We start from the raw sequence: 12,260 nt of genomic DNA, 5'->3' as shown, positions 1-12,260 counted from the left end.
TTAGTTGCTTCCTTCCATTCCTGATAGGTTTGAGATAAAGTCATAAACACCTCTCTATCCTCAGTTTCTAGGATGTTATTTATTTCCATACTAACCCGCCAACTAATCAATAATTCCAGCACATTTTCCCGGAAAGCATTAGAACTCTTGCAAACTAATTATATGTTATAATGCTGGGTTAACTAATTTTTTTGGGAAAATTAGTTAATTGGTACATCGGGGTGAGAGCATCTCAAACGCTAAAAAAGGTAAAGATTTCGGCTCTTCGTTACTTGTTATGGTTCGATAGGGGGGCATAAATTGACTAAATCCTTCTCTGGCAAGAGACTTAATTGATGAGTTCGCTCTAGATAAAAAACAATTGACAAAAATCGCCAAATGCCTTTCTACATAAGGGTTCCATCCCTTATAACCCCAGTCCATTGCATAACACAAACCGAAGAACCAAGATTTCCATTATACCATAAAAAAATTATGCAAGATGTATATTATTGTAGGGACGAATTGCCTTCGCTCCTACAATAATAATTATTAACGGTATTAGCAGAGGATTGTTGATTACTTTCCTCTAGTTTTTTCGGCCCAAACTTTGCTGGGTAATCCCCAAACATAGATGAAACCTTCGGCCGCTTTATGATCAAACTGATCCTCGGCTCCGTAGGTAGCTAAATCGGGAGAATAGATAGAATTGACTGACTGACGACCGACCACTTTAGCGTTACCTTTAAACAGTTTCACTCGCACCGATCCCGTTACCTGTTCTTGGGTTTTGAGGATAAAAGCATCGATCGCTTCCTTTAAGGGACTGTACCACAATCCTTTATAAATTAACTGTCCGTAGGTATCTTCAATTCCCCGTTTATATTGGGTAACATCTCCAGTTAAAGTTAAACTTTCTAAGTCCCGGTGAGCATCAATTAAAACTAATAAAGCCGGGGCCTCGTAAATTTCTCGCGATTTAATTCCCACTACCCGGTTTTCGATCATATCTAAACGACCAACACCGTGTTTACCCACTAGGTCATTTAATTGACTAATTAGCGTGACAGAATCGAGATTTTCTCCGTTTAAACTGACAGGAATACCCTGATTAAAACCAATATCGACGTATTCCGGCTCGTTGGGAGTATCGGCGATCGCTTTGGTCATTAGATAGATTTCTTCCGGGGGTTCCGTCATCGGATCTTCCAAGGGACCGGCTTCAATACTGCGCCCCAACAGGTTACGATCGATACTAAAAGGCGAGGATTTTTTCACAGGGGACTCGATCCCGAATTTTTCCCCGTAGGCGATGGTTTCTTCCCGGCTCATGCCCCATTCCCGGGCGGGAGCGAGAACTTTTAAACTAGGATTAAGGGTCATAATGCCCACATCAAAACGCACTTGATCGTTACCTTTGCCAGTGCAACCGTGAGCGACGGCATCGGCCCCGTATTTCTCGGCGGCCTCTACTAATAATTTAGCGATTAAAGGACGAGCCAGGGCGGTAGAAAGGGGATAACGATTTTCGTAGAGAGCATTAGCTTGAATTGAGGGAAAAGCGTATTCTTTGACGAATTCTTCCTGAGCATTGACCACTAAGGATTCGATCGCTCCGCAGCGCAGAGCCTTTTCTTGAATTGGTCCTAATTCGTCTCCCTGTCCTAAATCGGCGGCTAGGGTAATCACTTCTTCTACTCCCCATTCCTGTTTGAGATAGGGAATACAGACGGAAGTATCGACTCCTCCGGAATAAGCTAAAACCACTCTCTTGGCGCGTCCCATAATTTTTTCACCTAAAAACGACTAATTGATTACTCTTTTAAGTTTATTATATATCTTGGGGATTGGATGCTTCTTTTTTAATGCTTTTTTGTTTAGTTTTTGATGAAGAAAAGGAATAGTAAGTCACGAGCAAAGAGCCAAAACTAAACAGGCAACCGGCCGCTATTTACGTTTACTGGCAGCACGACGGGGGGATTTTTTCGGAGCGGTATTTGGGGGATTATCGTTAGTTTTATCTTTAAATATTGGAATAGTAAAATGAAACTGACTGCCGTTATTTTTCCCCCTCGATTCTGCCCAAATTTCGCCGCCCCAACCATTAACGATCTGACGACAGATAGCCAGTCCTAAACCGGTTCCCCCAGCACTGCGTCGCAGGGCCCCCTCCTCTTGGTAAAAGCGATCGAAAACCTGTTCTAAAAGATTGGGTTCGATCCCGCGTCCGGTGTCAGAAATCGTCACTTCTAGAGTTTTTGGTTTTCCCAAAGCGACTTCGATCGAGACATTTCCCTCCCGTCCGGTAAACTTACAGGCATTATCGAGAAGTTTGGAGAGTAATTCCACTAACCACTCGCCATCGGCTAAAACAAAGGGCAGATTAGGGGGGACAAGATTGCTAATTTTTGGATTTTCGTTGTCGAGATTGCGGGAGTGAACGTGACTGATGGCTAATTCCACACATTCCGATAAGGATAAAGCTTCAGGATTCCAATTAACCCGGCCACTTTCTAACCTGGAAAGAGTTAAAAAATCTTGGATTAATTTACGCATTCGTTCCGCATCTTTCAGAGCAGTATCAAGCATAATTTGGCGCATTTCTGCCGGCATATCCGGTTCCGAGGCCAAACTTTCTAGACAGACTTGAATGGTGGACAAGGGGGTGCGTAATTCGTGGCCGGTAATGGCGACTAAATTAGAACGAGTGCGATCGAGGGCGGCTAATTGTTCATTTAAATCCTGTAAATTAGCGTAGGCTTCTGCTTGAATGAGGGCGACTCCGATTTGAGTGGCCACCGCGTCCACCAGGGCGACATCCTCGCTTTTCCAAGTGGTGGTATAGGGTCCACAGTGATGCAGTTCCAACATTCCCAAGAGACGACTTTGGTAAAAAATCGGTACTAATAACCAGGAATAGATGGAACATTCCCGCACCAGATTTTGAATGGAATCGCCGGGGAGACGGGGATCGTGAATAGCGTCTTCAATTTTCAGGGATTCTCTCAATTCCAGCGCTTCCTGAAAAAGAGGATTATTTTTCAGAGGCCATTTTTGTCCTTTGATGGAACTAATGCCGGAGTTTAAAAATTCGTGTTCGATGGTGGCGTTAATGTCGGCTTCCTTACAACGATAGACCACGCAGCGACAGACTCCCAATCCCTCCCCCAATTTCCGCACTGCCACCTGGAGGATATCTTCCGGATCGAGGGAACGACGGATCGCCGCTGTCACCGAGTTGATCAGTCTTTCTTTGTGTTCTTTCGATGCCAGGGAACGATTGGCTTTCAGCAGTTTATACTGTCCCGCTTGCAAATAAGTGACCAATCGCTGGACAAAGGGATCCGGTTCCTCTTGATGATCCCTATCCGTCAGTTCACAGATCAGGTATTCTTCTTGAGCGCGCCTAATTTTGTCCGCCAGTTCGGGACGATAATCGAGAATATGATTTAAGAGAATTTGGGCGGCCTGTTGACTCACATGGCGATCACTCGTCCAAATCCCCTCAAAACGGCGATTATTATCCATAGCTGCCCTATTTTCCCCTTCGGCTACCAGATGGGTTCGCTCCCGACAGATTAAACAACTAGCATAATGGCGACTGATAACCACTAGATGCCATTCTTGGGCTAAACTGTCGTCCGGTTGAAAAGCGATCGTCTCGTAAACGTCGGAACTATGCTTAAAATCGGTTTCTGGGGCGGACAAAACATAAACTTGCCCGCTTTTGTGGGCAATGCGTCGATAGCGATGGGCCTCTTGACGATAAAAGCGCTCACGCTGAAAACTGGCAATCACTAACGGTTGATCGTCTTCCGCTAAAACCTGATCCTCCATGGCGTGGGATAGCGCGGTCAGGGATGCTTTGAAGTACATCTGCGATCGCCATTGGGGGAGTAACTGCAACAGTTCTGTTAAAACAGAAGTTGATCTGCTCATCGATGATCTGTTTCGAGTCGAGTGTGACTAGCAAGCGCAATAGAGGGAACTAGCAATTTCCCCCTTGACCCTATCCTACAGGCTCAAGGGGACAAGAGGTGAGATCGTGTCGTGATCGCAAGAAATTTAAACCGAGTGATGCCAAAAAGTGAGGGAAATTATTCTAGTTAACTAGAGGTTGCTGAATAAATCTAAAAACCTTGTTGGGTCAGACTTTTAGACTTTTGAGAAATCAAAAAGTGCCAGCCGTTGCGGAGATCGGGGGGAAAATTCAGGTACTTTTTCCCTGAAAATTAGGTAACTGACTACCTCAAAATCGGTAAAACCCCACACCCCACACCCCACACCCTGCCCCCAGGAAAAGCTTTTTGCCGCAAACCCTAACTAGAGGTTGCTGAATAAATCTAAAAACCTTGTTGGATAAGACTTTTAGACTTTTGGGAAATCAAAAAGTGCCAGCCATTGGAGGGATCGGGGGGAAATTTTAGGGACTTTTTCCCTGAAAATTAGGTAATTTACCAGATGAAAATGGGTAAAACCCTACACCCTACACCCTACACCCCACACCCTGCCCCCACGAGAAACTTTTTGCCGCAAACCCTAACTAGATGTAGGCGACTTTCATTGCCCAAAGGATCAGAGCAATAATACTACCGATAACGATAATCGACGATATCGCCACTACTGCCGGTTTATCGGCTCCCTCGAATTTCATGATGCCACGATTTAAGTCTGACATTGCTTTTAACTCCTTTTCATGAGATGGATAAGGTATGAGACACTTTCGGATCATAAATTAGCGAACTCTCATCTATCCGTGTTATTAGAAATTGGTATCATTCGGCTGTCTTTAATCATTCTAGGCGTTCTTTTCCTTCTTGGCCTTCTCCTTGAGGCTATTTTAAGAATTGTCTTCGGGTTCGGTAATCCGCTTATTTACAAAGCCGATGCCGAAATTGGCTATCTTTTGGCTCCTAATCAACAAACGCGCCGGTTTTCCAATTTTATCGCCGTTAATCAGTATTCGATGCGGAGCGATCCGATTACACCCCAAAGGCCCCCAGAGACGACGAGAATAATGTTAATCGGTGATTCGATCGCTAATGGCTCCTGGTGGACAGATCAAAAAGAGACCATTTCTGCTTTAATCACCAAAAGTTTAGGACAGAATCTGACAGGTTCGGTGCAAGTTCTCAATGCTTCGGCTAATTCGTGGGGACCGCGCAATCAATTGGCCTATCTGCGACGTTTCGGCACCTTTGAATCTCAGGTGATTGTGTTATTAATGAACACCGATGATCTGTTCGCTTTAGCTCCTAGTTCGGCGGTGGTGGGACGAGAAATTAATTATCCCGCTCGCCGGCCGGCTTTAGCTTTAATCGAATTATACGATCGATATTTTAAGCGTTATCCTCCCCTGTCACCAGTGCAAGAAGGAGGCGATCGAGTGGGCAATAATTTAACCGCTCTTGCCCAAATTCAAGCCCTTGCTCAGGCTAATCAAGCCCGTTTAATTATCGCTATTACCCCCCTCATTCGCGAAGCTCAAAAACAGGGGCGAGATTATGAATTAAAAGCCCGTCAAAGACTAGCAGATTTCACCAGCAACCAGCAGATTTTTTATCTAGATTTTCTGCCCATTTTTCAAGCACATTCTAATCCTGATTCCCTCTATCGCGATAATATTCATCTTAGTGGAGACGGTAACGAGTTAATTAGTCAAAAACTGACCGAGGCAATCAAAAAAGTCTTTTAATTAGGGTTTACTGAATCAGTTATCAGTTATCAGTTATCAGTTATCATTTATCATTTATCAGTTAAGTAGGTAGGTATTAAAAACTTTCAGATCCCCCCGCCTATCGGCACCCCCCTTATCAAGGGGGGCAGGGGGGATCGAACCTCAAATACATTTTTAATATAATTATAACCAGCTACTTATCAGTTATCAGTTATCAGTTAAGTACCTAAGCAAAATTAATTACACATTTCGATCAAGCTTTTGCCTCTTGCCTATTGCCTCTTGCCTGTCTTCACTAGGAAATTTATTTTGCATGACTACTTATCAGTTCACTGTTTACTGATTACTGTTTACTGAAAATACTTCCCACTTCCCTAACAACCATACCAAAGCTTTTCTATCTGTTTTGCTAGGGCCAATAACTCAGAGCGATCGCTTGTATCCCTTAAGAGGGTGACATGGCCTAATTTTCGACCGGGACGGGATTTTTTACCGTACCAAAAAACGTGAGCGTCTGGAATTGCCGCTAAAACTGCTCTTTTTTCGCCATAATCACCGTCACTATCCTCAAAACCCAATAGATTAACCATGACTGCCCCGGCAGATTTTAAATCCGTGGCTCCGAGGGGCAAATTAGCCACTGCTTGCAGTTGTAGGGAAAATTGGGAGGTAAGACAGGCAGAAAGGCTGTAATGACCAGAATTATGGGTACGGGGAGCGATTTCATTAATCAATACTTCTCCCTGCGGAGTGACAAATAATTCCATCCCGAAAACACCCACCGCCGACAAACTACTTAACAGATGATGGGCGATAGGTTCGGTTTGAGCCTGTAAAGATTGGTTAAGAGCGGCGGGAGCGATTACCCAGTGACAGACTTGCTCCTCTTGATAGGTTTCCACCACGGGATAGGTGACGATTTCCCCGGTTAATCCCCTAGCGGCAACGATGGCTAATTCGCGCTCGTAGGGAATATAAGCTTCTAACATCAAGTCAAGACGCTCTAATTGCGGCTTTTTGGCGTTTAATTCTTCAGGAGTGCGGATAATAAAGGTTCCCTGACCATCATAACCGTGTCGTCGTGCTTTCAGCACTAGCGGAAAAGGATAATTTTCTAGTTGGGATAAATTATCTATCGCCCAAAAATCAGGCACAGGCAACCCTAGAGAGCGTAAATAACATCTTTGCTCGTATTTATCCAATAGGGGGCGCAGATTTGCCAAACTAGGATAGAATTTAACTCCTGTGGCCGCCAATTCTTCTAGGGCATCTAAATTAACAAACTCATTTTCAAACGTGATCAGATCACAGTGTTGAGCTAGTTTTTTTGTGCCTTCCGCGTCAGCTATTTCCGCAAAGACAACCCCGTCAGCTAAAGCAACGGCGGGATCGTCGGGGTGTGGTGTTTGTACAATCAGAGAAATGCCTAATTTCTTGGCTTCCTGTGCCATCATCCATGCTAATTGTCCACCACCAATAACACCAACCCTTGTTTGCATCATTGATCACATCCTAAAGATTCCGGGGTAGAGATGCCGGTTTTTGAGTTGACACCCTCGGCTCTTTCACAGAGATTTTTGATTTGTTGAGCGTCAAGCACGGCAAAACTAAAATCAGCACCGTTGATATTGACTCCCTCGAAAATGGTACGCAGCATAATTGCTTCGGAAAAAATGGCATCGCTTAAATCGGAATTTTTAAAGGTACTCAGATAGGCTAACCCATTGGTTAAGTCCGCTCCATGAAAGTTGCCTTCGATGATAGAGGCTCCGTTAAACACTGCCCCGCGCAAATCGGCAGAGCTAAAGTTAGAATCTTGCAGATTAACGTTAGTAAATTGGGCAGATTGCAAATTTTGTCCCGAAAAATCCTTTCCTGTCAGATTCTGGTTTTCATAACTGGCATTGGCTCCTGTGACAGCAGCAGAACTGGCCGCTAAGGCATTGACAGGAGAGAGGATAAATAGTAAGGCAAAAAAAGCGATCGCTAATCGAAAGATAGTCTTCATTGGCGGCAAATTCCATCAGTGGGCATTCTTGATTTTATAGCAGTAAGCCATCAGCCGTCAGCTTTCCGCTGGCCGCCAGAAATTGCCGGCACACAAACCTTTATAATAGCTGTCTGAGCTTATACTGTCATGCAATTTGGTCTAAACAAAAATATTTAAGCCACAGGCCCTCAGCTTTCAGTTAAATAAGGTAAAAGACAAAAGTTAATTAATTTTCTCTCTCCTGACTTCTATTTCTAAGGACAATTTCTGATTTATACAAGAGGTTTGATGGATACACCGCAACTTTTATTCAATGGTTTAGCCGTCGGTAGTATTATTGCTCTGGCTGCTGTCGGGTTAACCCTTACCTGTGGCATTTTACGTCTGTCTAATTTTGCCCACGGCGATTTTATGACTTTAGGTGCTTACATAACTTGGGTGGTAAATGCTCAAGGGATTAATCTCTGGTTAGCGATGCTGGTGGGGGCAGCAGTGACAGCTATTGCCATGCTCATTGCCGAGAGATTATTATGGAAACCTATGCGCGATCGACGGGCTGATTCTACCACTTTAATTATTATTTCGATCGGTTTGGCTTTATTTCTTCGCAATGGTATTTTAATGATCTGGGGCGGCAGTAATCAACGCTACGATCTGCCTGTGATGACCGCTACAGAAATTTTTGGTATTAAAGTAGCTTTCGATCGCTTGTTAGTTATTGGTTTGGCAATTATAGTTATTATTGCCCTCCATTTTTTATTACAAAAAACTAAGATCGGTAAGGCGATGCGTGCCGTAGCTGACAGCAACGATTTAGCTAGAGTAACTGGAATTAACGTCGAATGGGTTGTCTTCTGGACATGGATAATTACCGGAGTTTTAACTGCTTTAGCTGGAGGGATGTTCGGGTTAATTACTGGGGGAGTACGTCCCAATATGGGCTGGTTTTTAATCTTACCAATGTTTGCGGCCGTTATTTTAGGTGGTATTGGTAATCCCTACGGAGCGATTGCTGGGGCTTTAATTATTGGTGTTGCTCAAGAAATTAGTGTCCCCTTAATTGGTTCTGATTATAAATTAGCCGTGGCTTTATTAATTATGATCTTGCTGTTATTATTCCGTCCCCAAGGTTTATTTAAAGGCACGGTTTAACAGTTATCAGTTATCAGTTATCAGTTATCAGATGTAAGTTTTAAGTTATTTATTTATCTTCATCTTTATCCCTGTTTACTGTTTACTGGACGGCTACGCCGTGCCTTTGGCAACACTGAAAAGCCCAATCTTTAATCCTGAATATATTCTTCCCCGGTGATTAAAGCGTATTCAGCGCGGGTGAATTCTCGACCTAAATAAGCAGCATGATCGAACATAGTAATAGGACAAGGTTGGGTTTCTTCGATCACTTTGACGGCTAATTCTTTGGCGGTTCTCGCGGTGTAAATAGACTCAGGATTGCGATCAAGTTTTTGCCTAACACCGATAACTTTTCCCGTTTCTGGATCGACGGCTAAACCTTTTTCGTTGATAATATTGCTGTAATGTTTGGCACAGATTAACCCAGCTTCTCGGTCGAGATAAATAATAAAATATCCTGCGGGATCGAGAGCGATCGGACGTTTGGAAAGTTGATGATCAATAGCGGTGATTTGGAATTTTAATTCGCTCATTTTCTTGACAAAATCACTTAAATATGTAGATGAAAGCAAGAGTAAATTATATCACATACTATCATCCTTGTCCTCTGGCAACAGGAGGATAAACTCAGAAAAACATAAACAGGGACACTTGTAGAGTAACCCAAGGGCTAGTATTATTCTCCGCTGCGAGACGAATAGCACTACCCGGAAACGCTACCGAACCAACCCCCTGAAGCAAGAAATTTTGAGACAGATAATATCGCCCGATTAACAGTAATTCATGGCCAAGATCAGAGGATTTCAGCGTCTGGAGGGCGGGATTACCCCCTAAATTATTCAAAGTGTCGGCAAACCGGTAGTAGTAATCTAGAGATAACTCAAAGTTACTGGTAGGCATCACCGTAAAATTGACTCGATGAGAAAAACTATTAGAGTTGTTATAAACCTTGCCGAGACTAATTCCCTGTAACCAGTCAGTTAAACCACTCGCTTGCAAGGGATCAAAACGTTCGTATGTAGCAGTTTTGGGGTTATCGCCACTAAAACCGGCAAAGCGGTAGCTAAAGCTAGGCTGCCAGCGCACATTTTGAACACTGTAGCCTAACCAAAGATAACCCCCCTGAGCCGACATACTATACCGGTCATTAAATTCGTAGGCATATTCCCCTTGAAACCACAGTCCGGGTACCCCAAATAATGGCGATAACTGCAATCGGGGATTAATCACCTGTAACCCTTGACGGGTTAGCCGTTCACCATCCGGCAGCAAATAAGTCCGGGATGATTGAGGTACACCCACATAGGTTAAAACGGCCTCAACCCCTTGATTATTGTTATACTGGGCGCTAATTCCCAAATATTGTGTATTGCTATCAGCCACTGATAGCTCATCTGGTTCCAGAAAGAACCCCTGTAAACGAAAATCCCCCCAGCGCAAATCAGACAGCACTGTCATCTCGTAGGCAGTGCGGGGGTTAGAATAGCTCGCCGCTCGATCTAGAGCATTAGCCGAACCGCTAAACTGAGAAAACAAAAAGCCTTGATTGAGTTGGAAAATTTGCCGCCCTGCCGATAGGTTAAAAACGAGAGGATTTCCCGTTTTAGCCACCAGAAAACCGCCGTAGAGCCTTTCAATATCACCGTAGAACCTTGAGTCTGTACGGAAAATGTCCGGTTGAACTGTCCCAGATACCGAATAGGAAGCGCCACCATAGATATACACAGGAGAATTCCCCAGACCAGTAATACCTGCTAAACCAGGCTCTAGATAAAATTCTCCCCAAGTAATTGTTCCCTTCGGTTGGTAGGAACTGGGGGCAAAATTTTCTGGGTTGCCAAACCAGGGATTAGTATCACTAAAGACTCCCACACCCCCATTGAGGATCAATTTAACTAAACTGCGATCGCTCTCGTAGAGGGTAGGAAAATCGCGTAACTTGCTACTGATCACCATACCCCTTGGCGGTTTAGGGACGGGGACTTGGGAGACCTCCTGTGGTTTCAAATTGACCAGCAGCGCCACAATGACCACACCGGGAAGATTTGACTGGTAGAGACGATACTCGGCACTCTCGACAAAGGGCAAGCGCTGCACCTGATTCAGTCCCCGGTCCGCCAAAAGGGGACTAAAGTTTCCCCCGGCCCGAATGCCAAAAGTATTCGCCAGTTGCCGTCGGATATCTTCATCTTGCTTCGGATCTTTGCTGGGGTTGCGAACGTAGATAAACACCCGTTCAATGGGAAACCCTTCGCCAAAATTGGGGGGAATCCTTAACCTAGCATTGGGATCTTTTGGCGGCGACGCTGTCGATTCAGGGGATGGTAACTCTACCGGTTCCGTTGGCGAGACATCATCCCGGCCCACTTGTGCAGTCGGGGGATTAGCTCCAGGCTGCTGCTGCTTAAATTGTGCAACCGAGTTCGGGGGAAGGTGGAGGACTGGCCCGAGACTAGCCCCATTTTTTAAGGGGTCGGTTGTCGGGGTGGACTTCTCAGCGATCGCAGTTTCGGCCAAGAGCTGCCCTTGACCGGCAGAGGCAAGATTAAACAATGCTAACACTGAAAAAGAAGTTACTAGCCTGATAGCCCGACGATATCCAAAAGCAGCAAAAACCATAACGACAAATCGCAGAGAAAGGTCAAGAAGGGGCAAGAGAGCCGTTATTCGGGTTTGAGACGGACGCGTTTGCCACCACCGGAGACTTGCAAAGTTTGACCGCTCACCCAAGAGCCAGCCGGCGAAGCTAACCAGAGAAAAGCGTTAGCAATATCTTGGGGTTTACCGGCGCGTCCAGTCAGGTTGTCGGGATGAGCTAGAGCATATTGGGCTTTTTCATCCAAACCAGCAGCGGCATAACCCTCGGTGATCACTGTACCAATTAAGACAGTATTGACGCGGACCTGTTTAGCAAAATAGTGAGCCAGACCTAGCATCAGATGGTTAAGGGCGGCGCGGCTTTAGCGGCGGAATAGGCAATAAAGTCAAAAGCTGGCAAAACCCCCACCAGCGAACCGGAGTTAGTAATCGTGGCGTTTTCCGCTTTCAGCAAATAGGGGCGACAAGCGGAAGTCATCCGCGTAGCCGCTAAGGTATTGAGTTTATAGCTTTCGATCATTTCCTCCATGGGAACCTCTAGGGGGTCGTCGTAAGCTTTACACCCCAACCGACGTTATTAACAAGGGTAGAAATGCCGCCAAAAGCTGCCACCGTTTTGGCCACACATTGTTGAATATCTTCCTCCACAGTGACGTTGCAGCTAGGCTGTTGACTCTGTGCCTTTTTGAATGATAAAAGTTCATGCAGTTTCTGTGTCGTCAATATTGGCTGAAAATAAAGTTGGCTCTTCGTTACCCTTTATGCTAAATCAACATACAAGATGCCAAGATAACATACTTCTAACCCAAAAATTCCGAAAGTTTCTAAAGCCATAGCCTCTCCGTTTTATTAGTTTAAGTTTATTGTTGATTCCCTCGACCA

General features: G+C 44.7%; 13 protein-coding genes. 2 read left to right on the top strand and 11 right to left on the bottom strand.

What is annotated here, in order from left to right:
- Nucleotides 1–558 precede the first annotated feature (558 nt).
- From O9323_RS11165 to O9323_RS11155, 3 genes are all read right to left on the bottom strand, one after another.
- Entirely contained in the window at nucleotides 559–1,764 is a 1,206-nt protein-coding gene (locus O9323_RS11165; RefSeq protein ID WP_002736083.1) for an argininosuccinate synthase, read from the bottom strand.
- Between the two features lie 162 nt (nucleotides 1,765–1,926).
- Entirely contained in the window at nucleotides 1,927–3,918 is a 1,992-nt protein-coding gene (locus tag O9323_RS11160; RefSeq protein WP_002754030.1) for a DICT sensory domain-containing protein, read from the bottom strand.
- A gap of 604 nt (nucleotides 3,919–4,522) precedes the next feature.
- Nucleotides 4,523–4,657 carry a hypothetical protein gene (locus tag O9323_RS11155; protein WP_002736350.1) on the bottom strand — a complete coding sequence of 45 codons (135 nt, stop codon included), beginning with the start codon at nucleotides 4,655–4,657 and terminating at the stop codon, nucleotides 4,523–4,525.
- Between the two features lie 78 nt (nucleotides 4,658–4,735).
- Here O9323_RS11155 and O9323_RS11150 point away from each other — a divergent pair, with 78 nt between their 5' ends.
- Nucleotides 4,736–5,674: an SGNH/GDSL hydrolase family protein gene (locus O9323_RS11150; RefSeq protein WP_149107019.1), complete on the top strand. Its 939-nt coding sequence runs from the start codon at nucleotides 4,736–4,738 to the stop codon at nucleotides 5,672–5,674.
- Nucleotides 5,675–6,030: 356 nt separating this feature from the next.
- On the opposite strand, the gene O9323_RS11145 is transcribed toward O9323_RS11150, so the two are convergent.
- Both O9323_RS11145 and O9323_RS11140 read right to left on the bottom strand, forming a co-directional pair.
- Nucleotides 6,031–7,158 carry a 5-(carboxyamino)imidazole ribonucleotide synthase gene (locus O9323_RS11145; protein ID WP_002754027.1) on the bottom strand — a complete coding sequence of 376 codons (1,128 nt, stop codon included), beginning with the start codon at nucleotides 7,156–7,158 and terminating at the stop codon, nucleotides 6,031–6,033.
- On the bottom strand, nucleotides 7,155–7,664 hold the full coding sequence (locus O9323_RS11140; RefSeq protein ID WP_002738151.1) for a pentapeptide repeat-containing protein: 510 nt from the start codon (nucleotides 7,662–7,664) through the stop codon (nucleotides 7,155–7,157). The genes O9323_RS11145 and O9323_RS11140 overlap by 4 nt, the downstream gene beginning before the upstream one ends.
- A gap of 270 nt (nucleotides 7,665–7,934) precedes the next feature.
- Between O9323_RS11140 and O9323_RS11135 the strand changes: the two genes are divergently transcribed.
- Nucleotides 7,935–8,798, top strand: a complete 864-nt coding sequence (locus O9323_RS11135) for a branched-chain amino acid ABC transporter permease (RefSeq protein ID WP_002754026.1) — start codon at nucleotides 7,935–7,937, stop codon at nucleotides 8,796–8,798.
- Nucleotides 8,799–8,929: 131 nt separating this feature from the next.
- On the opposite strand, the gene O9323_RS11130 is transcribed toward O9323_RS11135, so the two are convergent.
- From O9323_RS11130 to O9323_RS11105, 6 genes are all read right to left on the bottom strand, one after another.
- The gene (locus tag O9323_RS11130; protein ID WP_002790865.1) at nucleotides 8,930–9,313 is read right to left on the bottom strand and encodes a DUF4346 domain-containing protein; all 384 of its coding nucleotides are present in this window, start codon (nucleotides 9,311–9,313) and stop codon (nucleotides 8,930–8,932) included.
- Between the two features lie 94 nt (nucleotides 9,314–9,407).
- On the bottom strand, nucleotides 9,408–11,342 hold the full coding sequence (locus O9323_RS11125; RefSeq protein WP_288125120.1) for an alginate export family protein: 1,935 nt from the start codon (nucleotides 11,340–11,342) through the stop codon (nucleotides 9,408–9,410).
- A gap of 101 nt (nucleotides 11,343–11,443) precedes the next feature.
- Nucleotides 11,444–11,716 (bottom strand): SDR family oxidoreductase, encoded by a 273-nt coding sequence (locus tag O9323_RS11120; RefSeq protein ID WP_002790863.1) that lies wholly within the window; start codon nucleotides 11,714–11,716, stop codon nucleotides 11,444–11,446.
- Entirely contained in the window at nucleotides 11,716–11,898 is a 183-nt protein-coding gene (locus O9323_RS11115) for an SDR family NAD(P)-dependent oxidoreductase (RefSeq protein ID WP_265578852.1), read from the bottom strand. Before O9323_RS11115 ends, O9323_RS11120 begins: the two co-directional genes overlap by 1 nt.
- Before the next feature lie 17 nt (nucleotides 11,899–11,915).
- The gene (locus tag O9323_RS11110) at nucleotides 11,916–12,101 is read right to left on the bottom strand and encodes an SDR family oxidoreductase (RefSeq protein WP_288125119.1); all 186 of its coding nucleotides are present in this window, start codon (nucleotides 12,099–12,101) and stop codon (nucleotides 11,916–11,918) included.
- A gap of 46 nt (nucleotides 12,102–12,147) precedes the next feature.
- Nucleotides 12,148–12,260: transposase (locus O9323_RS11105; protein WP_071784045.1), on the bottom strand; the 113-nt coding region annotated here is incomplete at its 5' end.

The organism is Microcystis sp. LE19-131.1A (genome assembly GCF_027532015.1).
GTDB classification, from domain to species: domain Bacteria; phylum Cyanobacteriota; class Cyanobacteriia; order Cyanobacteriales; family Microcystaceae; genus Microcystis; species Microcystis ichthyoblabe_A.
Note: the sequence above shows the minus strand (reverse complement) of the source record. Positions and strands in the feature narration are given on the sequence as shown.

What these genes read in the sequence shown, in the direction of transcription:
- O9323_RS11135 (WP_002754026.1), top strand. Translation starts at nt 7,935, where the DNA reads ATGGATACACCGCAACTTTTATTCAATGGTTTAGCCGTCGGTAGTATT.
- O9323_RS11165 (WP_002736083.1), bottom strand. Translation starts at nt 1,764, where the DNA reads ATGGGACGCGCCAAGAGAGTGGTTTTAGCTTATTCCGGAGGAGTCGAT.
- O9323_RS11155 (WP_002736350.1), bottom strand. Translation starts at nt 4,657, where the DNA reads ATGTCAGACTTAAATCGTGGCATCATGAAATTCGAGGGAGCCGATAAA.
- O9323_RS11120 (WP_002790863.1), bottom strand. Translation starts at nt 11,716, where the DNA reads ATGCTAGGTCTGGCTCACTATTTTGCTAAACAGGTCCGCGTCAATACT.
- O9323_RS11130 (WP_002790865.1), bottom strand. Translation starts at nt 9,313, where the DNA reads ATGAGCGAATTAAAATTCCAAATCACCGCTATTGATCATCAACTTTCC.
- O9323_RS11145 (WP_002754027.1), bottom strand. Translation starts at nt 7,158, where the DNA reads ATGATGCAAACAAGGGTTGGTGTTATTGGTGGTGGACAATTAGCATGG.
- O9323_RS11140 (WP_002738151.1), bottom strand. Translation starts at nt 7,664, where the DNA reads ATGAAGACTATCTTTCGATTAGCGATCGCTTTTTTTGCCTTACTATTT.
- O9323_RS11160 (WP_002754030.1), bottom strand. Translation starts at nt 3,918, where the DNA reads ATGAGCAGATCAACTTCTGTTTTAACAGAACTGTTGCAGTTACTCCCC.
- O9323_RS11115 (WP_265578852.1), bottom strand. Translation starts at nt 11,898, where the DNA reads ATGATCGAAAGCTATAAACTCAATACCTTAGCGGCTACGCGGATGACT.